Here is a 23,523-nt window from a genome sequence, read left to right as displayed (position 1 = left end):
CCGCGAATGATAGTCGTGGCTCGGGCGTAGCCCACCTCTATATACGCAAGAAGGAGAGACATGTCTTCCGTCACCGACCAGCAACCCGCGACGATCGACCCCGCGATCGCTCGCGCCATCAAGAGCATCGCCGGCGATGCGCCCGAGGCCGAGACCACGGACGGTTTTCATCTCGTCATCGATGCGCTCAAGCTCAACGACATCGACACCATCTTCGCGCTGCCCGGCATTCCGATCACCGACCTGACCCGCATGGCGCAGGCCCAGGGCATGCGCGTGATCTCCTTCCGTCATGAGCAGCATGCCGGCAATGCGGCCGCTGCCGCAGGTTTCCTGACGCAAAAGCCAGGCATCTGCCTGACGGTCTCCGCGCCCGGCTTCCTGAACGGCCTGACGGCACTGGCCAACGCCACCACCAACTGCTTCCCGATGATCCTCATCTCCGGCTCGTCCGAGCGCGAGATCGTCGACCTGCAGCAAGGCGACTACGAAGAGATGGACCAGCTGGCCATCGCCAAGCCGCTGTGCAAGGCCGCCTTCCGCGTGCTGCATGCGCAGGACATCGGCGTCGGCATCGCGCGTGCGATCCGCGCGGCAGTCTCGGGCCGCCCCGGCGGCGTGTACCTCGACCTGCCGGCCAAGCTGTTCTCGCAGACCATGGACGCCCTGGCCGGCAAGCAATCGCTGATCAAGGTGGTGGACCCCGCTCCGCGCCAGATTCCCGCGCAAGACTCCATCCAGCGCGCACTCGAATTGCTCAAGGGCGCCAAGCGCCCGCTCATCCTGCTGGGCAAGGGTGCTGCATACGCCCAGGCGGATGCCGACATCCGCGCGCTGGTCGAAACCTCGGGCATTCCCTACCTGCCGATGTCGATGGCCAAGGGCCTGTTGCCCGACACGCATGCACAGTCGGCCTCGGCGGCACGCTCCTACGTGCTGCAGGAAGCCGACGTGGTGCTGCTCGTCGGCGCCCGCTTGAACTGGCTGCTTTCGCATGGCAAGGGCAAGACCTGGGGTGCCGAGAAGGGCCCCAAGCAATTCATCCAGATCGACATCGCGCCCACCGAGGTCGACAGCAACGTGGCGATTGCCGCACCGGTCATCGGTGACATCGGCTCTTGCGTGTCGGCGCTGCTGGCCGGCATGGGCAGCAACTGGGCCAAGCCGCCGGCCGAATGGACTGGCGCGATTGCAGAGCGCAAGGAAAAGAACCTGGCGAAGATGGCGCAGCAGTTGGCGGCGCGTCCCTCGCCGATGAACTTCCACAGCGCGCTGTCGGTCATCCGCGATCAGATCAAGGCGCGTCCCGATGCGATGTTCGTCAACGAAGGCGCGAACACGCTGGACTTCGCCCGCTCGATCGTCGACATGTACGAGCCGCGCAAGCGCCTGGACGTCGGCACCTGGGGGATCATGGGCATCGGCATGGGCTTCGCCGTCGCAGCCGCGGTGGTCACGGGCAAGCCGGTGATCGCGGTCGAAGGCGACAGCGCTTTCGGCTTCTCCGGCATGGAAGTGGAAACCATCTGCCGCTACAACCTGCCGGTGTGCATCGTCGTGTTCAACAACAACGGCATCTATCGCGGCACGGACGTCAACCCCAGCGGCACGGCCGACGTGGCACCCACGGTGTTCGTCAAGGCCGCGCGCTACGACAAGATGATGGAAGCATTTGGCGGCGTGGGCGTGCATGCCACCACCGCGGAGGAACTGCAGAAGGGCCTGGCCGAAGCCGTCGCGTCCGGCCGCCCCACCCTCATCAACGCCGTGATCGACGAGACCGCCGGCACCGAGAGCGGCCGCATCACCAGCCTGAACCCCGCCATGGCCAAGAAGAAGGCCGCCTGAGAAGGCACCACCGTTTCCATCCAAAGACACTGAACGCACACAGGAGATAAGCACATGACCAAACCTCTCGAAGGCATCAAGATCATCGACTTCACCCACGTGCAAGCCGGCCCGGCCTGCACCCAGCTGCTGGCCTGGTTCGGTGCGGACGTGATCAAGGTCGAGCGCCCCGGCGCCGGCGACGTCACCCGCAGCCAGCTTCGCGACATCCCCAATGTCGACGCGCTGTACTTCACCATGCTCAACAGCAACAAGCGCTCCATCACCCTGGACACCAAGACCAAGGAAGGCAAGGAAGTGCTGGAGAAGCTGGTGCGCGAGTCCGACGTGCTGGTCGAGAACTTCGGCCCCGGTGCGCTGGACCGGATGGGCTTCTCGTGGGCACGCATCCAGGAACTCAACCCCAAGCTGATCCACGCCTCGGTCAAGGGCTTCTCGGAAGGCCACCACTACGAAGACCTGAAGGTCTACGAAAACGTGGCGCAATGCGCGGGCGGATCGGCCTCGACCACTGGCTGGTGGAAGGGCGAGAACTCGGTGCCCACCATCTCCGCCGCCGCGCTGGGTGATTCCAACACCGGCATGCACCTGGCCATCGGCATCCTGACGGCCATCATCGGCCGCGAGAAGACCGGCAAGGGCCAGAAGGTGGCTTGCTCGATGCAGGACGCCGTGCTCAACCTGTGCCGCGTGAAGATGCGCGACCAGCAGCGCCTGGACAAGGTGGGCTACCTGGAAGAGTACCCGCAGTACCCGCACGAGATGGAAGCCTTCAAGGACGGCGTGGTGCCGCGCGGCGGCAACGCCGGCGGCGGCGGCCAGCCGGGCTGGATCCTGAAGTGCAAGGGCTGGGAGACCGATCCCAACGCGTACATCTACTTCACCGTGCAGGGCCACGCGTGGGATCCGATCTGCGACGCACTGGGCAAGCCCGAGTGGAAGACCGATCCGGACTACACCACCGCCAAGGCCCGCCAGCCGCACATCGAGCAGATCTTCGCGACCATCGAGGACTTCATCAAGGACAAGACGAAGTTCGAGGCCGTGGACATCTTCCGCAAGTACGACATCCCTTGCGCGCCGGTGCTGTCGATGAAGGAACTGCTGCACGACGAGTCGCTGCGCAAGAGCGGCTCCATCGTCGAAGTGCCGCACAAGGAGCGCGGCAGCTACTACACGATCGGCAGCCCGATCAAGTTCTCGGACCTCAAGCCCGAAGTGACCGCATCGCCCCTGCTCGGCGAGCACACCGACGACGTGCTGGCCGAACTGGGCTACAGCAAGGAACAGATCGCCAAGATGCACGAGAGCAAGATCGTCTGATCCTTGCTCCGCCGGGTCCGCCGGCGGCCCGGCAGGGCCGGCGCGCGGGTAAACCCGGAATGTGAATTGAGGTGAAATGGGGCCGGTGTCACGAGGACGAGCATGTCTTCGCGCACCGGCCATTTTTTTGCCCCACGGAGACCGACATGAGCGAAGAACTCGGCGAAAACAAGAACAACACCGCCATCGATTTCGAACAACTGGTGCGCGGCGCGGCAGACGCGATCGTCGTTTGCGATGCGCGCGGCGACATCGTCCTGTGGAACGGTGCCTGCGAGCGCATCTTCGGATTCACGAGCGCGGATGCCATGGGCAAGTCGCTCGACCTCATCATTCCCGAGCGGCAGCGTCAGCGCCACTGGGACGGCTACGTCAAGACGATGGAGACCGGCATCACCCGCTACGGCGCCACATTGCTGAAGGTGCCCGCGCTGCACAAGGACGGGCGCACGCTGTCCATCGCATTCACCGTGTCGCTGCTGACGAGCGACGACGGCAAGGTCACAGGCATCGTCGCCGTCGTGCGCGACGAGACCGAACGCTTCCAGGAAGACCGCAAGCTCAGAGCGCGCGTCGCGGAAGCCGAAAAGATCATCAATTCCACAGGAGATGCTCGATGAGCAAGGCTTTGGAGGGTGTTCGCATCCTCGATTTCACGCACGTCCAGTCCGGACCGACCTGTACGCAGTTGCTGGCCTGGTTCGGTGCCGATGTCATCAAGGTGGAACGAGCCGGCGAAGGGGACGCGACGCGTGGGCAACTGCGCGACATCCCGGGCGCCGACAGCCTGTACTTCACCATGCTCAACCACAACAAGCGGTCGATCACGCTGGACACCAAGAAGCCCGAGGGCAAGAAGGTGCTGGACCGCCTGATCAAGACCTGCGACGTGCTGGTAGAGAACTTCGCACCCGGCGCGCTCGATCGCATGGGCATCACGTGGGAACACATCCACGAGCTCAATCCGCGGATGATCGTCGCATCGGTCAAGGGCTTCGGTCCTGGCAAGTACGCCGAATGCAAGGTCTATGAGAACGTGGCCCAGTGCGCCGGCGGCGCCGCCTCCACCACCGGCATGGAAGACGGCCCGCCCATGGTCACCGGCGCCCAGATCGGCGACAGCGGCACCGGCCTTCACCTGGCGCTGGGCATCGTGGCGGCGCTCTACCAGCGCACGCACAGCGGCCGCGGACAGAAGGTGCTTGCGCCGATGCAGGATGCGGTGCTCAACCTGTGCCGCGTCAAGCTGCGCGACCAGCAGCGCCTGGAGCGCACCGGGACCATGCACGAATATCCGCAGTACCCGGACGGCAAGTTCGGCGACGCGGTGCCGCGTGCAGGCAACGCATCGGGCGGCGGCCAACCCGGCTCCATCCTCAAATGCAAGGGCTGGGAGACCGATCCCAACGCCTACATCTACTTCATCACCCAGGGCGCGGTCTGGCCGGCCATCTGCAAGGTGATCGGTGAGGAAGGCTGGATCGACGACGAGGCCTACGCCACGCCGCAAGCCCGCTTGCTGCACCTCAAGCCGATCTTCAAGCGCATCGAGCAATGGACCATGACCAAGGACAAGTTCGAGGTCATGGAGATCCTGAACCAGTACGACATTCCTTGCGGTCCCATCCTGTCGATGAAGGAAATCGCCGCCGACGAGTCGCTGCGCGCCAGCGGCACGCTGGTCGAGGTGGACCATCCCACGCGCGGCAAGTACCTCACCGTCGGCAACCCGATCAAGATGAGCGACAGCCCGACCGAGGTGACGCGCTCGCCTCTGCTGGGCGAGCACACCGAGGAAGTGCTGGGCCAGCTGGGCTACAGCGCCGACGAAGTCGCCGCCCTGCGTGAACTGAAGGTCGTCTGATCCGCGCGTGCCGGGCCAGGCACGGCCCTGGCTCGGCACGTTGACTCAAGCCTGTCTCTCGCCGGGGTGCGTGCCCCATGGACCGGCTTGGCCCCAGATCCATCAACGATCACTGATGAACTGAATAAGAACATTTGACTGTTATTTATTGATCAAGCCTTCGAAGATTCCTTCCGTGCCGTTGCAGACCGCTGCGAGTTTTGCCCCCAACCCCGCGGCACGCCCAACACAAGGAACCCGGCCATGCTCAACGATCTTCCCGCCCAATACCTCGACGCCGAACTGGACCGCAATGCCTACAACGCGGCTTTCAACGAGCTGGGCCTGCGCTGGCACTGGTGCAGCGATGTCTACGCCGAGCTGCTTCGCGAGCGCAGCGATCCGGACGCCCGCATGCGCCTGTACCTCGAAACGCATCAGCCTCACCTCCTGCGCGCCTACGACGCCGAATTTCTCTGCAGCGTGATTGCGGAAAAGGCCGCGCAGCACCGCCAGCGCCTGAACGGCACCGGCGCCATGGTCTCGCCCGCATGGTTCAACTGGGCCGAGGCGCTGGGCCGCGAGATCGGTGTGTGACACCGGCCTGAACGATCACTCATTGCAAGGAGCAAAGCGCGTGCGCATCGATGAAACCACCACATTGCCTACCGGCGCGGAGCCCGTCCGCACCGCACGGCCAGCGAAGCCGGCGCTTGTGCGCCACTGGATGCGCTACAGGCATGCCGGCCAGGAAGGCTTCGGCGTGCTGGCCGGCAACACCATCCACGAATGGCGCGGCGATATGTTCGGCGAATGCGAAGCGAGCGGCACCATCATTGCGCTGGCCGAAGTCCAGCCTCTCACGCCGACGCGGCCGAGCAAGGTCATCGCGCTGTGGAACAACTTCAAGGCGCTGGGCGAGAAGCTTTCGCTGGCGGTACCCGAAGAACCCCTGTATCTGCTCAAGACGCCCAACAGCTACCTGCCCCACGGCGCCCCCATACGCGCGCCGCGATGCGCAGGCAAGGTGGTTTACGAAGGCGAGCTTGGCATCGTCATCGGCAAGACCGCCAGCGGCGTCGCCGAGGAAGATGCGTTGTCGCACGTGTTCGGCTACACCTGCGCCAACGACGTCACGGTGGCGGACATCCTCAACCGCGACGCCTCCTTCGCCCAATGGGTGCGCGCCAAGGGCTTCGACACGTTCTGTCCGATGGGCCCGGTCGTCGCCACCGGGCTCGACCCGGCGCAATTGCGCGTGGTCACGCGGCTCAATGGCGATGTCCGTCAGGACTACCCCATCAGCGACATGCGCTTTTCCGTGGCGCAACTGGTCAGCCTGATCTCGATGGACATGACGCTGCTGCCCGGCGACGTCATCTTGTGCGGCACCTCCGTCGGCGTCGGCTCGATGAAGCCGCAGAGCCATGTCGAGGTGGAGATCGCCGGTATCGGCTGCCTCGCCAACCCATTCGCACCCGCAGGCCTCGAACAGGGCCCGGCCGCAACCGACATCAACTACCTGGAACCACCATGAAAATTGCAGTGATTGGCGCCGGCGCCATTGGAGGCTTGGTCGGCGCGAAGCTCGCGCTGGCCGGCGAGGAAGTCAGCTTCCTCGTGCGGGCCCGGCATGTGGAGGCGATACGCAAGAACGGCTTTCGGCTGCTGCATCCCGACGGCACCGAACAGGTGGCGCGCGAAATCCGCGTGACCGAAAGCTATGCAGAGGCTGGGGTGCAGGACGTGGTCATCCTGGCCATGAAGGCGCATCAGGTCGAAGAGGTGCTGCCGCACTTGCCCAAGCTGATGGGCCCGGACACGGTCATCGTGCCGATGCAAAACGGAATCCCCTTCTGGTACTTCAACCGCCATGGCGGCGCATTGGAAGGCTCGGTGGTGCGCACGGTGGACCCGGAGGGCACGCTGCTGGCCGGCATCGACCCGGCGCGCATCCTGGGCTGCGTGGTCTATCCGGCGTCGGAACTGCTTGCGCCGGGCGTGGTCAAGCACATCGAGGGCGAGCGCTTCCCCTTGGGCGAGCTGGATGGCAGCAGCAGCGAACGGGTGCAGCGCGTGTCGGAGGCTTTCGTGCGCGCAGGCTTCAAGGCGCCGGTGCTCGACAACATCCGCGCAGAGATCTGGCTCAAGCTCTGGGGCAATCTGAGCTTCAACCCCATCAGCAGCCTCACCCACTCCACGCTGGTGGACATCTGCCAATACCCGCTCTCGCGCGAACTCGCCGCAAACATGATGCGCGAAGCGCAGACGGTGGCTGGAAAGCTCGGCATCGAGTTCCGGGTGAGCCTGGACAAGCGCATAGCCGGTGCCGAGAAAGTGGGCAAGCACAAGACTTCGATGCTGCAGGACATCGAGGCCGGCCGCGCGCCCGAGATCGATGCGCTGGTCGGCTCGGTGGTGGAGCTGGCGCGGATGACCGACACGCCCACGCCGCACATCGACACCGTCTTTGCACTGGTCAAGCTGCTGGCGCGCACGATGGCCGAGGAGCAAGGCCAGGTGAGGCTGCGCGCCGTGGCCTGAGCACGTTCTCGAAGACGCAAGGCCGGGGCATCACGGGGTGATGCCTCGGCTTTTTGTTTGCTGGGTTTTCAAGGTCGGTCCCGAGAACGCTCGACGGATTCCGAGCGGCCATCGAATACGTTGCGCTGCTGCTGATTGGAAGCAGGCCTCTCGCGTCTGTTGTGCGCCCGTTGCGGAAGTTCGGCTTGGCGAATAGCGGACGTTCACCGCGACAGGAGCATCCGAAATACACTGACGTCGCAATGCGTCAAATGCTCTCGCACCTATTTCCGTCCAAGGATGAAAACGGCGCCCGTCTAGCAGCCTACGCCTTCTTGGTCGCGATACTTGGCGCCGTTCTTGGTTTCGGCGGCTTTCCGAAGGCAGGGTACTGGATTGTGGCGACAGCCATATTGCTCGGCCTCGGAGGTATCGTTGCGCACTTCGTCGTCAACTGGCGCTCTATCTTTCACATCGACCAGTAGTTCGCGGGACTGCTTGGCTGGCTACTTCCGCTTGTGGCCGCGAGCCGTCAGGGTAACTCGTGCGCGTGGGGCGGCCGCACATACTGGCGGGCCCACATGTCACTGGCTCCAAACGCTTGATAGTTCGCCCGCGCTTGTGACAGGCTCAGGGTGCCGTTTGGGCCCCCTCGAACATCAGCGGCATCTTGCCCATCATCTTCCCAGAAGCATATCGGGCATATCTCGAAACCGCCTCGCTCGGAAAGGGAGAGGTGGTAGCAGCACGGACATGGCAGACCAGGGTTGGACTCCGGGCTCACGTGGCTAGCGCTTTTCATATCTCATTGGAGCGTCTTGGTGAACGGCAGCTTCTGGCCCGCCAGCCGCCTTAGCCAAACGGCCGCAGTGGGGGACGGGGAAGCGCTGAAGGTGCATCGCTGCCGAGCGAATACACCTCAATCCCGCCGAGTACTCCTCCGCTTTCAAAGATGAAAGCGCCGGCTGGTGCATCCAAAGGACCGCATAGATAGTCGCCAAGAATATGCACGCCCGGAGGCGTTGCAGGACGACCCTTGATTTGGAAATTGATGCTTGCGCAGCCGCACGGGCATCGCCACGGTGTGACCTCTGCCTCATTGAGTTGCTCAAGAAATGCCCGTGCCTCCGGCGGGCCGTTCTCAAGCATCCACCGGGCGAGCGCGCGCTCAGCGGTGGTCAACGAACGATTTGCGTCGGTCGAATTCATTGTCTGACGGTACCTCAGTTGATGTACAGGGCAGGCCACTTACGGTCGGATTCTGCGTCACTACTGACCGTCCGCTCCTGGCCGATACCTGGCCGCGCTAGGCCGCTGCAAATTTTGAGGCGAAGAGCAGTCTGCTCCCCACGACACCAAGCAGAAGTCCGGCGCCCATGGCGAGAAATAGCAGCGAATGCGGCGAAATCCCGAGGCTCGCGAGCGCCACCCCCGCAGTCGAGATTCCAGTTGCGAACAAATTGACCGCGCCCAGTAGAAAGAAGTGCCAACCCACACGGACGGCCTTGCCGTTCCCCAAAGCCGCTTGGAGTCCGAGAACCAGCGGGAGGCTGACAGCGCTGCCCACGAATATCAGCGAAATGTCTGGCCAGTGGAGCGGCGGATTGCTGGCCGCGGCAGCATCGAGTGCCCAAGGGCCGGATGCGAGCCCGGCGAGAGCTGCAATTACGAGGAGCACCTGGAAGACGCGCATTTTGATTCTCTGAGGCGTTGATTCTTGCGATGTGGAGCCCCTACGGCGTGGGACCGCTTATGGCCGGTTGCAGCATTCTGCTCAACGCGCACCGCCAACGATCTGGCCCCCTAGACCATTGAACTGCCAGGCTTCGGGCCCAACCTCAGACGGACCTGGTCGAGCCGTCAGTCCAGCCCCGCCTCTGAAGGCAATCGCTAGTTCCCCGTCATCGCCAACAACGACAGAGGTTGCCCGTTCGCCAATGAGGCCAACCAGAACGTCACAGAAACCCGGGCTACCTTGCGTCAACATGCTGCCGTCAATTTCGACTTCAACTGGGCCATAGAAGCTAAAGCGTTCGCCCTGGAAAACGACCTGGAGATAGTCGGCAAGGAAGACTATTTGTGACACGGGCTCCGTTGGGGTAGGCACCATCTGACCCTCTTGAAAGCGTTCAATCAGCCATTGATTCTGACCGAACCGATAGTCCGCTCTTGGCCGAAAAGAGGCTTCTGGCACATCAGATGATGAGTCATTGAGAAGTCCCGCGCTGGCTGCTCCTCCAGGCAACCTCAACCCCAAGAGACCGAAGCGTCGCGACGAGCAGGCTCAGCGCAAAGAAGAACCACAGTGCAGCGAGCACGATAAGCATCGAAGCCGTCAAGGACGCGCGCGCTCGCCATACGGGAAATTTCTTGATGTCAGACAGCCTCTCGCCAAAAAGGTACGCCGTTGCTTCGAGAGACAACCAAGCCAAGAACGGGGAAGCGAAGCCGATCATCAAGACCAGCGAAGTTCGAGGGTAACGAGTCAGCGTTGACTTGGTGGCGCCCAGCACTCCAACCATGACAGCTAAGACGAGAAGGCAGACGCAGGAATACTTAAGCCACTGGTACACACCTGGCAAGCTGGCCACCGCAAAGTCAGCGAGCGCAGGTCGAACGAAGCACCGTGCGAGCGCAGCGTCATCCACAACTCCCGCGAAGCTATTGCCAAGCACAGACGTGGCCGAGAACAGTCCGGATCGAACGCACAACGATGCCAATGCGACCAACGATGAAGCGACCAGCATGCCGTTTGAGATGGATCGAGCGAGCGCCTTATCGTCGAATATTCGGACCATCAGGCTGGTCGCCAACATCGCGATCGCGACACCAAAGCCAAAAGCTGACCACTCGCTGAAGTGCAGCGGCGGCGCGCGCCAGTACTGCACGTAGACGTGGCCGGTCGCAAATGCAACTATCGACCAGGCGAGCAGGATTGCGCTGAAGGCGCTCAAGAGTATCGGACGGGCCCCGAATGACCGATTGGCTGTAATGTGTCCCTCTGTCGTGCGGTTGCGATCTGCTTGTCAATTCTTGTTCGGCAGTTCGTTAGTGCGCACACACGAAGGTCCGCTCAGTGGGGCCCCAACAACAAAGGTCCGCTCCTGGCCGGAAGGCGCCTATGCAGGGCAACCTTCGTCCATATGCGTCCCCTGCAAGATGGCTTGGTTCTTGGCCCTTAGTTCTCTCTCGAACTGAATGATCTTGGCTGGCGGCGTGCTACGGCACATCACCATCAATACCCTTTGCGGATTCATGCGCACCACCTCGTCAACTGCAGGTGTTGCGAGCGGAGATTTGACGCTGCCCACTTGATACACGTCAGGCGTGATGCGCACCTCCACGGTTGAATCACTGCACCCGAAGAGCATCAGCGAGAAAACCAAAACTGAAAACCGAGCAAGGCTCACAAGAAATCTCCTATCGCGAAGTATGTGGCTGAAGTTTCTCTTCAACCCTTCCAACTGGAACTCCGCACTCATGAGGAGCATCCGCTCTTGGCCGAACTCTGCCACTCCGGCCGCGTCGCTTGGGCCCACAGCAAACCTCAAGTTGGCGGGCGTGGACGCTGAGCTTCGTTCCTGCCGCGAGGCGGCTGATGCAAAGCGATGCCATCACACGCGCAGGTCCAGCCCTTTCCACGCCTCGAATACCTCCACTTGCTTCTGCAGCCAATCCACTGGCACCGAATTCGTGCCCCAGTGGTGAAGCCTCCCGGCTGCTTCACCAAGGTTCCATAGGTGCCGAAGTTGCAAGAACAGCGGCAATGCCGCCAAGTCACCCTCGCTCACCTCGCCCCCGCCCGCACGGTACCCGCGTAGGTAGTGCATCCAGCGCTCCCGCAGCACATCGTCGGGTTCCTTGAGGCCTTTGCGAAACAAGTACGACCAAGGCAGCACGCTCAGGTCGTAGGCCAAGAAGCCGGGGCCAGCGTCGTCGAAGTCGAAGAACACGGTCTTCCTTTTACCGGCGGCGTCTGTGTACACGTGGTTGTTGAAGCCATGCGTGTCGCCGTGGCAGACCACGCGCGTCAGCCCACCCTCTGCCGCGGCCAGCTCTTCAAACAGACGGTGCACCAAGTTGCGGTACGTTTCCAGCAACTTTGTGCCTATTTCCGGGTACGCCGCCAAGTAGCCCATGGTCCGGCCGGCCAAGTGGTGGCCGTCCAGCGTGTAGCGGCTTGGTGGGCCTGCGTAGTCGAGTGCCGACTCGTGGATGTGGGCCAGCGCACGGCCGGTCAGGTCGATTTCCTCCAGCGTATCCGGAACCACGCCTTCGGCGTGCCGGAAGAGCACCAGGGCACGCGGACCTTCGGGAAACTGCAGTTGGATGTGCGCGCGCCCGTCCGCCGCCGGCACCGGCGCTGCGACGCCTGCGCCTTTGGACTCCAGATGCGTCAGCAGCGAGACTTCGAAATGGATGTTGAAGCCGCCTCGCGGCCGGATGGAGTACAGACGCGCCACGTAGCGAATTCCGTCGACCGAACGGAGTGCGTAGTTGTCATTCAGGCCGCGGCGAATCAAGTGGCACTGCTGCACCGGAATGTCATGGTGCCGCGTTACCCAGTGTGCGATGGAGGATGTTGCCGCGGTGGTGTGAGTAGGCACGAGAGCGGGGTCATGTAGGGGGAAATCTGGCATCGCTCAATCTCCATTTCAGCGTCGTGCCTCCCAAGGTCACACGCATTCAATGAACTTCTCACCTTTCGGCGGGCGCCATACAGGTGGCCGCAGGGGCCGGGTCAAGCGCATCGATCCGCATCGATGGCCGCCAGTCGCATGATGCAACCAAGGCTCGATGATCGCGGCACGCTACAAGGCCAGCTTGGTCAACGACCAGGCAACGGTACCCAGTTGCGTCACGTTCAGGACCATCCCCACGACATGAAGTCGTCGGAACTGAAAGATCGACGCGTCGCTCGCCGGGATTGAGTCGCGCAGCACATCCATGCGCGGTATGACGATCCAACGGCGCAACGCAAACGCCAGGGTGGCGACAAAACCCATGCCCACGGCAAAGGCAGCATTGCCGGTCCAGGCAAAGCTCAGCGCTGCCGCGCTCGCCGTCAGCGTCACCGCCACGTAGTAGACGTTGAACAGACCTCGGATAAAGCGCGCGTCCAGCGGGGTGTCGTGCTTGAGCACCAGGAGCGGCAGCGAGCCCATCATGAAAAAGCCCATCCACACGAGCAGCACGACGGTCGCGAAGAGCGAGGTGAGTAACGGAAGCACTGCTGAAGCCCTCTGATGATCCACGCGCTCTGGATGCTTTCGGCGCAAGGCATCGGCGCGGGATGGAGCCTACTGGAAGGCGCTCGGGGCCGCCATCAGTATTGATGTCGAGCATCGCGGCCTGCAAGGAATGGCCGCCGCAAAACAAAAAGGCCACCCGGTTGGGTGGCCTTTTGCTTCTTCGAATTTGGAGCGGGAAAACGGTCTCGAACCGTCGACCTCAACCTTGGCAAGGTTGCGCTCTACCAACTGAGCTATTCCCGCGTGAGCCTCAGATTATAGGCTATTTTTTCCGGGCTCCGCAAGAAATTTCAAATCACTCCAACAAACCGGCCAGTTCCAGGCCCTTGCGCCCTTCCGGATGCTTGCAATCGATCGCCTCGAACTCGTTGACGTTGTCGATCTCGGTGCCCATGGCGATGTTGGTCACCTTCTCGAGAATGACCTCGACCACGACCGGCACGCGGTAGGTTTGCGCCATCTCTCGCGCCTCGGCCAGCGCACCGCCGATCTTCTCGGGGTCGGTCACACGCAGCGCCTTGCAGCCCAGGCCCTGCGCCACGGTCAGGTGATCGACACCGTAGTTGCGCACGACCGGGTCTTCGACGTTCTGGTTGTCGAAGGCCAGTTGCACGCAGTAGTCCATGTCGAAATTGCGCTGCGACTGGCGGATCAGACCCAGATAGCTGTTGTTCACCAGGACGTGCACATAGGGCAGGTGGAACTGCGCACCGACCGCCAGCTCCTCGATGAGGAACTGGAAGTCGTAGTCCCCCGACAGGCCCACGACCGTGCGCGTCGGGTCGGCGGCGACCACGCCGAGCGCCGCAGGCAGGGTCCAGCCCAGCGGCCCGGCCTGGCCGCAGTTGATCCACTGGCGCGGCCCGTACACATGCAGGAACTGCGCGCCGGCAATCTGCGAGAGGCCGATGGTGCTCACGTAGGTGGTGTCGCGGCCGAAGGCGGCGTTCATCTCCTCGTAGACGCGCATCGGCTTGATCGGCGTTTCGGTGAAGTGGCTCTTGCGGCCCATCAGGCGCTTGCGCTCGGCGCAGCGGCCGGCCCAATCGCCCCAGTCCGGCAGGCGGCCGTCGGCGCGCATCTCGGCGGCCACTTGAACGAAGAGTTCGAGCGCGGCCTTGGCGTCGCTCACGATGCCCAGGTCCGGATTGAAGACGCGGCCGATCTGCGTGGGCTCGATGTCCACGTGCACGAAGCGGCGGCCCTTGGTGTAGACCTCGATCGAGCCGGTGTGGCGGTTGGCCCAGCGATTGCCGATGCCCAGCACGAAATCGCTGGCCAGCATGGTCGCGTTGCCGTAGCGGTGACTGGTCTGCAAGCCGCACATGCCCGCCATGAGCGGATGATCGTCAGGAATCGCACCCCAGGCCATCAGGGTCGGGATGACGGGAATGCCGGTCAGTTCGGCAAACTCCACCAGCAAGCCGGCCGCGTCGGCATTGATGATGCCGCCACCAGCCACGATCACAGGCTTGTCGGCGGTGGCCAGCATCTCCAGCGCCTTCTCGATCTGCTTGCGCGTCGCGGACGGCTTGTAGACGGGCAGCGGCTCATAGCTGTCGATGTCGAATTCGATCTCGGCCATCTGCACGTCGAACGGCAGATCGATGAGTACCGGACCCGGCCGGCCCGATCGCATCAGGTGGAACGCCTGCTGGAACGCCCGCGGCACCTGCGCCGGTTCGCGAACCGTCACGGCCCACTTGGTGACCGGCTTGGCAATGGATTCGATGTCCACCGCCTGGAAGTCTTCCTTGTACAGGCGCGCCCTCGGGGCCTGGCCGGTGATGCACAGGATCGGGATGGAGTCCGCAGACGCCGAATACAGGCCGGTGATCATGTCCGTGCCCGCGGGGCCCGAGGTGCCGATGCACACGCCGATGTTGCCGGCTCGGGCGCGGGTGTAGCCCTCGGCCATGTGCGAAGCGGCCTCCACATGGCGCGCCAGGATGTGGCCGATCGACTGGCGCTCCCGCAGCGCCGAATACAGCGGATTGATCGCCGCACCCGGCACGCCAAAGGCTTGTGCCACGCCTTCTTTTTCCATGACCAGCACGGCCGCCATTGCGGCTTTCATCTTCGCCATCTTCAGTCTCCACGAATGTAGTTGCGTGGGTTGAATGGTCGCGGCGAAGGCCCTTCCGCGGTAGCCGGGTGGGGCGCATAACGTCTATTCCCCGCAGGAATGGGGAACGGCGAAAACTGCGGGTGGCAGGCGCGCTCAGTAAGGGAAGTCGAGCGGCACGATGCGCGCGATCAGCGCAGTGCCATCGGCCAGCAGAAAGTCCTTGAAGGCTTGCGCCACGGGAGGCAGGCGCTTGGTGCGCCGGTGCACCACGAACCAGTTGCGAATGAGCGGAAAGCCCTGGACGTCCAGCACGCACAGGCTGCCCGTGCGCAGCTCCAGGCTGATCGTGTGGGCCGACATGAAGCTCAAGCCCATGCCGGCAATCACGGCCTGCTTGATGGTCTCGGTGCTGCGGATTTCCATCGCCACGTGCAATTGCGAAAGGTGGGCGCCAAAGCCCTCCTCCATCGAATTGCGCGTGTCGGAGCCCTTCTCGCGAACGACGAAAGGCTCGCGCAGCAAGCGCTCCATCGAGATTCCCCGCTGGCCGGCCAGGGGATGCCCGGGCGGTGCGGCGATCACATAGGGATGCGGCGCAAACGGCTGGTTGATGGTGTCCAGGTCGGTCGGCGGACGGACCATGATCGCCAGGTCGGTCTGGTTCTCGCTGATGTGACGCAGCAGCTCGGCCCGGTTGTGCACCGTGAAGTTGAGCGTCACGTCGCGATGCCGCCCGGCAAATTCCACCAGCAGGCGCGGAAAGAAGTAGTCGCCCGCGCTGATTACCGCCACATTGAGCTTGCCACCCGAGACGCCGCGGTATTGCGCCATCGCCGCCTCGGCCGCCTCGAACTGCCCGATGATGGCTCGCGTGATGGTCAGCAACTCGCTGCCGGCGGGCGTGAGGTAGATCTTCTTGCCGAACTGCTCGAACAGCGGGTTGCCCGCATGCTCCTCCAGCTTGCCGACCTGCGTCGAAACGGCGGGCTGCGTCAGGTGCAGCTCCTCGGCGGCGCGCGAGAAGCTCAGGTGCCTCGCGACCGCCTCGAATACCTTCAGCTGCCGCAGCGTCGCGTGCTTCACAAGGTGAGGATGGTGCAGCCCGTGGTCTTGCGTGCTTCCAGATCGCGGTGCGCCTGCTGCACGTCCTCGAGCTTGTAGCGCTGGTCGATCGGGATCTTCACCGCGCCGCTGCCCACCACCTCGAACAGGTCGTTAGCCATGGCCTGGGTGCTCTCGCGCGTGGCCAGATGAGTGAACAAGGTCGGGCGCGTCATGTAGAGCGAACCCTTGCCAGCCAGCAGGCCGAGATCGATCGGCGGCACCGGGCCCGACCCATTGCCGAACACGGCCAGCAGACCCAGTGGCCGCAGGCAGTCCAGGGAACCTTGCCAGGTGTCCTTGCCCACCGAGTCGTACACCACCTTCACGCCCTTGCCGCCGGTGATCTCCTTGACCTTCTCGACGAAGTTGCCGGTGCTGTAGTTGATGCAGTGCGCGGCGCCATGGTCCAGGGCAAGCTGGCACTTGGCGTCGCTGCCGGCGGTGCCGATCAGTTGCAGGCCCAGCGCCTTGGCCCATTGGCAGGCGATCAGGCCCACGCCTCCGGCGGCGGCGTGGAACAGGATGTGGTCCCCCGGCTCCAGGCCCTCGGCGGGCAGCGTCTTCTTCAGCAGGTATTGGGCGGTCAGGCCCTTGAGCATCATGGCCGCGCCAGTCTCGAAATCGATGGCGTCGGGCAGCCGGCACACGCAGCGGGCGGGCATGACGCGCAGTTCGCAGTACGCGCCCGGCGGCTGGCTGGCGTAGGCGACGCGGTCGCCCTGCTTGAGGTGGCTCACGCCCTCGCCCACTGCCTCGACCACGCCGGCGGCTTCCATGCCCAGCTGCAGGGGCATCGGCAGCTTGTACAGACCGCTGCGCTGGTAGGTGTCGATGAAGTTCAGGCCCACCGCGTGGTGACGCACGCGGATCTCGCCCGGCCCTGGCTCGCCGACGTCGACCTCCACCAGCTTCAGTTCCTCGGGGCCGCCGTTGCGGTCGATGCGAATGGCTTTGCTCTTCACGAAATCTCCTTTGTAGGTGTCTTGCAGCGGCGCATCGTGCCACGAATGCGAACATGCCGCAGGCCCACGAAAAAAGGGCCGGTCTGGCCGGCCCTCCTGGTGTGGTCGCGCAACGCGCCGATCAGTAGGTACCCGGATAGGCCCCGCCATCGGCCAGCACGTTCTGCCCCGTCATGTAGCCGGCGTGCACGCTGCACAAGAAGGCGCAGATGGCGCCGAATTCCTCGGCGGTGCCGAAGCGCCGGGCGGGAATGGTCTTCTTGCGCGCTTCCTGGATGGCCTCGATGCTTTGGCCCGTCTTCTTTGCGGCGCCGATGGCGGTGTTGCGCAGGCGGTCGGTGTCGAACGCACCGGGCAACAGGTTGTTGATGGTCACGCCCTGCGAGGCCAGCGAGCTGCGCGCCACGCCGGCCACGAAGCCGGTCAGGCCGCTGCGCGCCCCGTTGGACAGGCCCAGGATGTCGATGGGCGCCTTGACCGCGCTGGAGGTGATGTTGACGATGCGCCCGAAGCCGCGCTGCGCCATGCCGTCCACGGTGGCCTTGATCAGCTCGATGGGCGTGAGCATGTTGGCGTCGACGGCGCGCATCCATGCTTCGCGGTCCCATTCGCGGAAGTCGCCTGGCGGCGGGCCGCCCGCGTTGGTGACGACGATGTCGTAGTCGCGCTGCACGGCAAAGACGGCGGCGCGGCCGGACTCCGTGGTGATGTCGGTGGCGACCGCGCGCGCGGTGGCGCCGCCTGTGGCCTCGGCCTTGAGCCGGGCGGCGGCTTCATCCAAGGCCTCTTGCCCGCGCGCGACGATGACGACGTTCACGCCATCGCGCACCAGCGCCAGCGCGCATCCATAGCCGAGCCCCTTGCTGGCGCCGCATACCAAGGCCGTGCGGCCGGAAATTCCCAGATCCATGTGAATGGCTCCTGACGATCGATTGAGGAAGAAAGGAAAGCGCGGGCGCGCTCAGCGGCCTGCGCGCGTGAAGACGAAGATGCCCGCGATGACCAGGAGCGTACCCGCTGCGATCCAGGCGGTGAAGGGCTCGCCCAGAATGACCACACCCATCAGGATGGTCGACATCGGGCCGACCATGCCGGTCTGCGCCGCCATCGCCGGCCCGATGCGTTCGATGGCCATCATCACCATCAGCACCGGCACGGCCGTGCACAGGCTGGCGTTGAGCACCGACAGCCAGATCACCTGTGGCGCCACGTCGAAGGCCGTGCTCATGGGACGCAGCAGGAGGAACTGGCCAATGCACAGCAGGCAAGCCACGCTGGTGGCCAAACCGACCAGGCGCAGCGAACCCAGGCGCTTGACGAACTCACCACTGGCCACGAGGTAGACGGCATAGCTCACCGCACTCAGGAACACCAGCAGTGCACCCCACGCCGCCTCGCTGGTCGCGCCGGCCACGGCCTCGTGACCGAAGACGAGCAGCACGCCCGCATAGCTGATGGCCATGGCCCCCACTTGCCCGCGCGTGATGCGGCGCCGGTACATGAACCAGCCGAACATCAGCACCAGCGTGGGGTTGAGGTAGAGGATCAGCCGCTCGAGGCTCGCGCTGATGTAGGCCAGCCCCGCAAAGTCGAGGAAGCTGGCGAGGTAGTAGCCCGAAACGCCCAGGCCCAGCACGCCGAGCCAGTCGCGTCGTGTCAGGGGCGGCTTGCCGCGCCCGGCCCACCAGGCCATGGCGGCGAAGAGCGGCAATGCGAACAGCATGCGCAGCATGATCAGCGTGACCGCATCCACCTGGTAGCGGTACGCCAGCTTGACGATGATGGCTTTGCCGCTGAAGGCAATCGCCCCCAGCGTCGCCAGCACCAGCCCTGGCCCCAGTCGCTTGTCGTCGGACGACGTGGCCAGGGCCTCGCTCATCAGTAGCCTGCCGCCTGCCCGTCGCGGCGCGGATCACTGGCTGCGACGTAGCCTTCCACCGAAGGCTCGCCGGCACGCCAGATGAACTGGCCGGCGCCAAAGTCCTGGTAGGAGTCGTTGATGACTTCCATGCGGTGGCCCATATCGCCCAGTCCCTGCACGGTGGCTGGGTTCATCGCAGCCTCGACGTTGATCTCGAGCCCCGCGTTGAAGCGCCAGCGCGGCGCATCGCAAGCGGCCTGCGGGTTCTGGCCATAGTCGAGCATGCGAACCAGCGTCTGCATGTGGCCCTGAGGTTGCATGTTGCCGCCCATGACGCCGAAGCTCATCACCGGCTGGCCGTCCTTGGTCAGGAAGGCCGGGATGATGGTGTGGAAGGGGCGCTTTCCCGGCGCCACCTGGTTGGGGCCGGCGTTGAGGCTGAAGCCATGGCCGCGGTTCTGCAGGCTGATGCCGAACTCGGGCTCCACGCAACCCGAGCCGAAGCCCATGAAGTTGCTCTGGATGAAGCTGACCATCATGCCGCTCTCGTCAGCGGCCGTGAGGTAGATGGTGCCGCCCTTGACGGGGTTGCCGGCCTTGAAGTCCTGCGCCTTCTTCATGTCGATGAGTTTGGCACGCGATGCGAGGTAGGCGTCATCGAGCATTTGCGCGGGGGTCACCTCCATCGACGATGGGTCGGACACGTAGCGGTACACGTCGGCGAAGGCCAGCTTCATGGCTTCGATCTGCACGTGCTGCGATGCCACGGAGTCGACGGGCATCGAAGCCATGTCGAACTTCTCGACGATGCCCAGTGCGATCAGCGCGGCGATGCCCTGCCCGTTGGGCGGGATCTCGTGCAGCGTGTGACCGCGGTAGTCGCGCGAGATCGGCTCCACCCACTCGGGCTTCCAGTTGGCCAGGTCGCTGGCCTTGAGCGCACCGCCGTTGGCGTTCGAGAACTTCTCGATGGCTTGGGCGATCTCGCCACGATAGAAAGCCTCGCCGCGCGTCTGCGCAATGGCCTTGAGCGCACGGGCAGCCGACGGGAACTTGAACAGCTCGCCCACCTTGGGTGCACGGCCCCAGGGCAGGAAGGCCTGGGCGAAGCCGGGTTGCGACTGCAGGAGCGGGGTCGCGGCGGCCCATTTCTCCTGCACCACCACCGGCATCAGGTAGCCGCGCTCGGCCACCTCGATCGCAGGCGCCATCAGGTCGGCGAATGGCAGCTTGCCGAAGCGCTCGGACAAGGTCATCCAGGCGCCGACCGCGCCCGGCACGGTGACCGAGTCGATGCCGCGCTGCGGCGGCGCGGCGGCATCGTCGCCGTACTTCTTCTTGAAGTACTCGGGCGTCCATGCCTGCGCAGAGCAACCCGAAGCATTGAGCCCGTGCAGCTTCTTGCCGTCCCAGAGGATGCAGAAGGCGTCGCTGCCCAGGCCGTTGCTCACGGGCTCGACCAGCGTCATCACGGCGGCGGTGGCAATGGCAGCGTCGACCGCGTTGCCGCCCTGCTGCAGGATGCGCAGGCCGGCCTGCGATGCCAGTGGGTGCGAGGTGGAAACCACGTTGCGTGCGAACACCGGCAGGCGCGTGCTGGTGTAGGGATTGGCGAAGTCAAAGTTCATGCTCGCGGCCTTCATTCGTTGGTGATCTTGCGTTCGGTGATGATCTTCTTCCACTTGGCGCTGTCTTGCGCCTGCAGCTTGGCCAGATCCTGCGGCGTACCGCTGGTGGGTTCGATGCCCAGGCCCGAGAGCTTCTCGCGCAGTTGCGGATCGGCCAGCGCTTCGTTGGCCGCCTTGTTCAGGCGCGCCACCATGTCGGCGGGCAGGCTCTTGGGGCCATACAGACCGAACCAGGTGTTGGATTCGAAGCCCGTAAGCGTCTCCGCGATGGCTGGAAGATCCGGCGCCAGCGGGCTGCGCTTGAGCGAGGTCACACCCAGCGCGCGAAGCTTGCCGTCTCGCACATGCGGCATGCCGGTGGGCAGCGAGTCGAACAGCACATCCACCTTGCCGCTGATGAGGTCAGGAATGGCCAGCGCCGTGCCCTTGTAAGGGATGTGCGTGACGAACACGCCCGCCTGCGACTTGAACAGCTCCGCCGTCAACTGCACGATGGTGCCGACGCCGCTCGAAGCGTAGTTGAGCTTGCCCGGGTTGGCCTTGGCGTAGTCGACCCACTCGCGCACCGACTTGGCCGGCGAGTCGACGGGCACCAGCATGATGCTCGGCGCATTGCCCACGTGGGCGATGGGCGTGAAGTCGCTCACCACGTCGTAGGGCGTCTTGGTGATGAGCGGGCCGATGGCGTGCGTGCTGGTGGTGGCCAGCAGCAGCGTGTACCCATCGGGCGTGGCATTGGCTGCGGCCGACGAGCCGATGGCACCGCCGGCGCCAGGCTTGTTGTCCACCACGATCGTGCCGCCGAGCTTTTCCGACAGCTTCTGCGACAGCGTGCGCGCGAACAGGTCGGTCGCCCCGCCGGCCGGGAACGGCACCACGAGGCGGATCGGCCTGGCCGGATAGTCCTGAGCTTGCGCGGCTTGGAAGGGTGCGGCCGCGGCAGCGGCGAGCAGGGATGCGGTGATGAGGGCTCTGCGTTTCATGCTTCGATTCTCGTTGATTGGTGGCGGCTGCCCACAAAGCAAGAACGGCACCTTGCGGTGCCGTTCTTCGGGAGTTCGCAGGGGAGGATCAATCCTCGACGAAGGCTTCCTCGCGCTTGGCCTTCACGGCCGGCAGCAGCACGATGATCAGCAGCAGCAGCGCGGCGGCCAGAAGCCCGGCGGAGATCGGACGCGTGACGAACACGGACCAGTCCCCGCGCGACAGCAGCAGCGCGCGGCGCAGGTTCTCTTCCATCATCGGCCCGAGGATGAAGCCGAGCAGCAATGGCGCCGGCTCGCAGCCGAGCTTATAGAACGCATAGCCGATGAAGCCGAAGACGCCCACCATCCAGATGTCCCAGGTGTTGTTGTTCGTCGAGTACACGCCGATCGCACAGAACAGCACGATGGACGGGAACAGGAAGCGATAAGGCACCGACAGCAGCTTGATCCACAGGCCGATCAGCGGCAGGTTCAGGATCACGAGCATCGCATTGCCCAGCCACATCGAGGCGATCAGGCCCCAGAACAGCTCGGGGTTGCTGGTCATCACCTGCGGGCCCGGCTGGATGTTGTGGATGGTCATCGCGCCCACCATCAGCGCCATCACGGCATTGGGCGGAATGCCCAACGTCAGCAGCGGAATGAAGGAGGTTTGCGAACCGGCGTTGTTGGCCGACTCGGGCGCCGCCACACCGCGGATGTTGCCCTTGCCGAAGGGCACTTCGCCCGGACGCAGCTTGGTCTTCTTCTCGATCGTGTAGGCCGCGAAGGCGGACAGCAGCGCGCCGCCGCCAGGCAGCACGCCCAGCGACGAACCCAGCGCCGTACCACGCAGGACGGCCGGGATCATGTTGCGGAAGTCTTCCTTGGTCGGGAACAGGCCGGTGACCTTGGCGGTGAACACCTCGCGCTCTTCTTCGGGGCGCGACAGGTTCGAGATGATTTCGCCGTAGCCGAACACGCCCATGGCAATGGCCACGAAGCCGATGCCGTCGGTGAGTTCTGGCACATCGAACGAGAAACGCGCCACGCCCGAATTGACGTCGGTGCCCACCAGGCCCAGCAGCAGGCCCAGCACGATCATGGCCACAGCCTTGAGCAGCGAGCCCGAAGCCAGCACCACGGCACCGATCAGGCCCAGCACCATCAGCGAGTAGTACTCGGCGGGGCCGAACTTGAAGGCCAGTTCGGTCAGCGGCGGCGCGAAGGCGGCCAGGATCAGCGTGCCCACGCAGCCGGCGAAGAAGGAGCCCAGGCCAGCCGCCGCCAGCGCGGGGCCTGCCCTGCCCTTGCGCGCCATCTGGTAGCCGTCGATCACCGTCACGACCGAGGACGATTCGCCAGGCAGGTTGACCAGAATGGCCGTGGTCGAGCCACCGTACTGAGCGCCGTAGTAGATGCCGGCCAGCATGATCAGCGCCGACACGGGCGGCAATGCGTACGTGGCAGGCAGCAGCATGGCGATGGTCGCCACCGGGCCGATGCCGGGCAGCACGCCGATCAGCGTGCCCAGAATGCAGCCGATCAGGCAATACAGCAGGTTGGTGGCCGTGAAGGCCACGCCGAAGCCGAGGGAAAGGTTGTTGATCAGGTCCATGACGCCGCCTTAGCCGGTGATGAAGGTGGGCCACACCTGGATTTGCAGCTTCAGCGCCCAGATGAAGGCCAGATAGCTGCCGGCGGCCAGCACGGTCGCCAGCGCGAACACCGACGGCAGGGCGTGCTTGGAACCCGCCTGCGCCGCAATGAACACCAACGCATAGATGGCGATGATCAGGCCCATGGCCGGAATGCCCAGGCTGGGCACGCCACCCAGGAGTACGCCGAAGGCGAGGTTGGCGCCCAGGATGAAGATGACCTGCTTCCAGGCCCACTTGCCGATGGGTTCACCGTCGGCCGTCTCCACCGAAAGACCGGTGAACATGATGGCCAGCCCGATGATGGTCATCAGGATGCCCAGCATCAGCGGGAAGTACCCCGGCCCCATGCGTGCCCCGGAGCCCACGTTGTAGGTGGTCGCGCCCCACGCGAAAGCCACACCGACGACAGCGAACATCAGGCCCGCGAAAAAGTCTTTCTGACTTTTGATTTTCACGAACAACTCCTCAAACGAAAGTCGAATGAA

General features: G+C 64.2%; 24 protein-coding genes and 1 tRNA gene. 8 read left to right on the top strand and 17 right to left on the bottom strand.

What is annotated here, in order from left to right:
- Positions 1–60: 60 nt before the first annotated feature.
- From oxc to QTH91_RS03065, 8 genes are all read left to right on the top strand, one after another.
- Positions 61–1,848, top strand: coding sequence for an oxalyl-CoA decarboxylase (gene oxc, locus QTH91_RS03100; RefSeq protein ID WP_286658566.1), 1,788 nt, complete (start codon positions 61–63; stop codon positions 1,846–1,848).
- Between the two features lie 54 nt (positions 1,849–1,902).
- The gene (gene frc / locus QTH91_RS03095; protein ID WP_286658565.1) at positions 1,903–3,171 is read left to right on the top strand and encodes a formyl-CoA transferase; all 1,269 of its coding nucleotides are present in this window, start codon (positions 1,903–1,905) and stop codon (positions 3,169–3,171) included.
- A gap of 146 nt (positions 3,172–3,317) precedes the next feature.
- Positions 3,318–3,791, top strand: coding sequence for a PAS domain-containing protein (locus tag QTH91_RS03090; protein ID WP_286658564.1), 474 nt, complete (start codon positions 3,318–3,320; stop codon positions 3,789–3,791).
- Positions 3,788–5,035, top strand: coding sequence for a formyl-CoA transferase (gene frc, locus QTH91_RS03085; RefSeq protein WP_286658563.1), 1,248 nt, complete (start codon positions 3,788–3,790; stop codon positions 5,033–5,035). Before QTH91_RS03090 ends, frc (QTH91_RS03085) begins: the two co-directional genes overlap by 4 nt.
- 243 nt (positions 5,036–5,278) lie before the next feature.
- Positions 5,279–5,611, top strand: coding sequence for an HAD family hydrolase (locus tag QTH91_RS03080; protein ID WP_286658562.1), 333 nt, complete (start codon positions 5,279–5,281; stop codon positions 5,609–5,611).
- 130 nt (positions 5,612–5,741) lie between these two features.
- The gene (locus QTH91_RS03075; RefSeq protein WP_286659592.1) at positions 5,742–6,551 is read left to right on the top strand and encodes a fumarylacetoacetate hydrolase family protein; all 810 of its coding nucleotides are present in this window, start codon (positions 5,742–5,744) and stop codon (positions 6,549–6,551) included.
- Positions 6,548–7,558, top strand: a complete 1,011-nt coding sequence (locus tag QTH91_RS03070) for a 2-dehydropantoate 2-reductase (protein WP_286658561.1) — start codon at positions 6,548–6,550, stop codon at positions 7,556–7,558. Before QTH91_RS03075 ends, QTH91_RS03070 begins: the two co-directional genes overlap by 4 nt.
- Positions 7,559–7,800: 242 nt before the next feature.
- On the top strand, positions 7,801–8,022 hold the full coding sequence (locus QTH91_RS03065; RefSeq protein WP_286658560.1) for a hypothetical protein: 222 nt from the start codon (positions 7,801–7,803) through the stop codon (positions 8,020–8,022).
- Positions 8,023–8,069: 47 nt separating this feature from the next.
- Here the strand turns inward: QTH91_RS03065 and QTH91_RS03060 are convergent, their stop codons facing one another.
- From QTH91_RS03060 to QTH91_RS02980, 17 genes are all read right to left on the bottom strand, one after another.
- Entirely contained in the window at positions 8,070–8,339 is a 270-nt protein-coding gene (locus QTH91_RS03060) for a CPCC family cysteine-rich protein (RefSeq protein WP_286658559.1), read from the bottom strand.
- Positions 8,340–8,389: 50 nt separating this feature from the next.
- Positions 8,390–8,746, bottom strand: a complete 357-nt coding sequence (locus tag QTH91_RS03055; protein ID WP_286658558.1) for a hypothetical protein — start codon at positions 8,744–8,746, stop codon at positions 8,390–8,392.
- A 97-nt stretch (positions 8,747–8,843) separates the two neighbouring features.
- Entirely contained in the window at positions 8,844–9,230 is a 387-nt protein-coding gene (locus tag QTH91_RS03050) for a hypothetical protein (protein ID WP_286658557.1), read from the bottom strand.
- A gap of 514 nt (positions 9,231–9,744) precedes the next feature.
- Positions 9,745–10,491, bottom strand: coding sequence for a hypothetical protein (locus QTH91_RS03045; RefSeq protein ID WP_286658556.1), 747 nt, complete (start codon positions 10,489–10,491; stop codon positions 9,745–9,747).
- Positions 10,492–10,656: 165 nt separating this feature from the next.
- Positions 10,657–11,019: a hypothetical protein gene (locus tag QTH91_RS03040; RefSeq protein WP_286658555.1), complete on the bottom strand. Its 363-nt coding sequence runs from the start codon at positions 11,017–11,019 to the stop codon at positions 10,657–10,659.
- A gap of 132 nt (positions 11,020–11,151) precedes the next feature.
- Positions 11,152–12,144: a phosphotransferase enzyme family protein gene (locus QTH91_RS03035; RefSeq protein ID WP_286658554.1), complete on the bottom strand. Its 993-nt coding sequence runs from the start codon at positions 12,142–12,144 to the stop codon at positions 11,152–11,154.
- A 204-nt stretch (positions 12,145–12,348) separates the two neighbouring features.
- Entirely contained in the window at positions 12,349–12,768 is a 420-nt protein-coding gene (locus QTH91_RS03030; protein WP_286658553.1) for a hypothetical protein, read from the bottom strand.
- Between the two features lie 188 nt (positions 12,769–12,956).
- Positions 12,957–13,032 (bottom strand) — tRNA-Gly (locus QTH91_RS03025).
- A 52-nt stretch (positions 13,033–13,084) separates the two neighbouring features.
- The gene (gene gcl, locus QTH91_RS03020; RefSeq protein WP_286658552.1) at positions 13,085–14,875 is read right to left on the bottom strand and encodes a glyoxylate carboligase; all 1,791 of its coding nucleotides are present in this window, start codon (positions 14,873–14,875) and stop codon (positions 13,085–13,087) included.
- A gap of 135 nt (positions 14,876–15,010) precedes the next feature.
- On the bottom strand, positions 15,011–15,940 hold the full coding sequence (locus tag QTH91_RS03015) for a LysR family transcriptional regulator (protein ID WP_286658551.1): 930 nt from the start codon (positions 15,938–15,940) through the stop codon (positions 15,011–15,013).
- Positions 15,937–16,923: a quinone oxidoreductase family protein gene (locus tag QTH91_RS03010; protein WP_286658550.1), complete on the bottom strand. Its 987-nt coding sequence runs from the start codon at positions 16,921–16,923 to the stop codon at positions 15,937–15,939. The genes QTH91_RS03015 and QTH91_RS03010 overlap by 4 nt, the downstream gene beginning before the upstream one ends.
- Before the next feature lie 121 nt (positions 16,924–17,044).
- The gene (locus QTH91_RS03005) at positions 17,045–17,833 is read right to left on the bottom strand and encodes an SDR family oxidoreductase (RefSeq protein WP_286658549.1); all 789 of its coding nucleotides are present in this window, start codon (positions 17,831–17,833) and stop codon (positions 17,045–17,047) included.
- 51 nt (positions 17,834–17,884) lie between these two features.
- Positions 17,885–18,802 carry a DMT family transporter gene (locus tag QTH91_RS03000; RefSeq protein ID WP_286658548.1) on the bottom strand — a complete coding sequence of 306 codons (918 nt, stop codon included), beginning with the start codon at positions 18,800–18,802 and terminating at the stop codon, positions 17,885–17,887.
- Entirely contained in the window at positions 18,802–20,412 is a 1,611-nt protein-coding gene (locus QTH91_RS02995; RefSeq protein WP_286658547.1) for a gamma-glutamyltransferase family protein, read from the bottom strand. The genes QTH91_RS03000 and QTH91_RS02995 overlap by 1 nt, the downstream gene beginning before the upstream one ends.
- Before the next feature lie 11 nt (positions 20,413–20,423).
- Entirely contained in the window at positions 20,424–21,395 is a 972-nt protein-coding gene (locus QTH91_RS02990) for a Bug family tripartite tricarboxylate transporter substrate binding protein (protein ID WP_286658546.1), read from the bottom strand.
- 88 nt (positions 21,396–21,483) lie between these two features.
- On the bottom strand, positions 21,484–22,995 hold the full coding sequence (locus QTH91_RS02985) for a tripartite tricarboxylate transporter permease (RefSeq protein ID WP_286658545.1): 1,512 nt from the start codon (positions 22,993–22,995) through the stop codon (positions 21,484–21,486).
- Between the two features lie 9 nt (positions 22,996–23,004).
- On the bottom strand, positions 23,005–23,493 hold the full coding sequence (locus QTH91_RS02980) for a tripartite tricarboxylate transporter TctB family protein (protein ID WP_286658544.1): 489 nt from the start codon (positions 23,491–23,493) through the stop codon (positions 23,005–23,007).
- Between the last annotated feature and the right edge of the window lie 30 nt (positions 23,494–23,523).

The organism is Variovorax dokdonensis, from assembly GCF_030316895.1.
GTDB lineage: Bacteria > Pseudomonadota > Gammaproteobacteria > Burkholderiales > Burkholderiaceae_C > Variovorax > Variovorax dokdonensis.
The sequence above is the reverse complement of the archived record's forward strand: the minus strand, read 5'-3'. Positions and strand labels throughout refer to the sequence as shown.

Excerpts from the sequence above, each read along its gene's own strand:
- QTH91_RS03050 (WP_286658557.1), bottom strand. The coding sequence starts at position 9,230 with ATGCGCGTCTTCCAGGTGCTCCTCGTAATTGCAGCTCTCGCCGGGCTC.
- oxc (WP_286658566.1), top strand. The coding sequence starts at position 61 with ATGTCTTCCGTCACCGACCAGCAACCCGCGACGATCGACCCCGCGATC.
- QTH91_RS03005 (WP_286658549.1), bottom strand. The coding sequence starts at position 17,833 with ATGGATCTGGGAATTTCCGGCCGCACGGCCTTGGTATGCGGCGCCAGC.
- QTH91_RS03065 (WP_286658560.1), top strand. The coding sequence starts at position 7,801 with ATGCGTCAAATGCTCTCGCACCTATTTCCGTCCAAGGATGAAAACGGC.
- QTH91_RS03055 (WP_286658558.1), bottom strand. The coding sequence starts at position 8,746 with ATGAATTCGACCGACGCAAATCGTTCGTTGACCACCGCTGAGCGCGCG.
- frc (WP_286658565.1), top strand. The coding sequence starts at position 1,903 with ATGACCAAACCTCTCGAAGGCATCAAGATCATCGACTTCACCCACGTG.
- QTH91_RS02985 (WP_286658545.1), bottom strand. The coding sequence starts at position 22,995 with ATGGACCTGATCAACAACCTTTCCCTCGGCTTCGGCGTGGCCTTCACG.
- QTH91_RS03080 (WP_286658562.1), top strand. The coding sequence starts at position 5,279 with ATGCTCAACGATCTTCCCGCCCAATACCTCGACGCCGAACTGGACCGC.
- QTH91_RS03070 (WP_286658561.1), top strand. The coding sequence starts at position 6,548 with ATGAAAATTGCAGTGATTGGCGCCGGCGCCATTGGAGGCTTGGTCGGC.
- QTH91_RS02990 (WP_286658546.1), bottom strand. The coding sequence starts at position 21,395 with ATGAAACGCAGAGCCCTCATCACCGCATCCCTGCTCGCCGCTGCCGCG.
- QTH91_RS03040 (WP_286658555.1), bottom strand. The coding sequence starts at position 11,019 with ATGAGTGCGGAGTTCCAGTTGGAAGGGTTGAAGAGAAACTTCAGCCAC.
- QTH91_RS03060 (WP_286658559.1), bottom strand. The coding sequence starts at position 8,339 with ATGAAAAGCGCTAGCCACGTGAGCCCGGAGTCCAACCCTGGTCTGCCA.
- frc (WP_286658563.1), top strand. The coding sequence starts at position 3,788 with ATGAGCAAGGCTTTGGAGGGTGTTCGCATCCTCGATTTCACGCACGTC.
- QTH91_RS02995 (WP_286658547.1), bottom strand. The coding sequence starts at position 20,412 with ATGAACTTTGACTTCGCCAATCCCTACACCAGCACGCGCCTGCCGGTG.
- QTH91_RS03075 (WP_286659592.1), top strand. The coding sequence starts at position 5,742 with ATGCGCTACAGGCATGCCGGCCAGGAAGGCTTCGGCGTGCTGGCCGGC.
- QTH91_RS03000 (WP_286658548.1), bottom strand. The coding sequence starts at position 18,802 with ATGAGCGAGGCCCTGGCCACGTCGTCCGACGACAAGCGACTGGGGCCA.
- gcl (WP_286658552.1), bottom strand. The coding sequence starts at position 14,875 with ATGGCGAAGATGAAAGCCGCAATGGCGGCCGTGCTGGTCATGGAAAAA.
- QTH91_RS03090 (WP_286658564.1), top strand. The coding sequence starts at position 3,318 with ATGAGCGAAGAACTCGGCGAAAACAAGAACAACACCGCCATCGATTTC.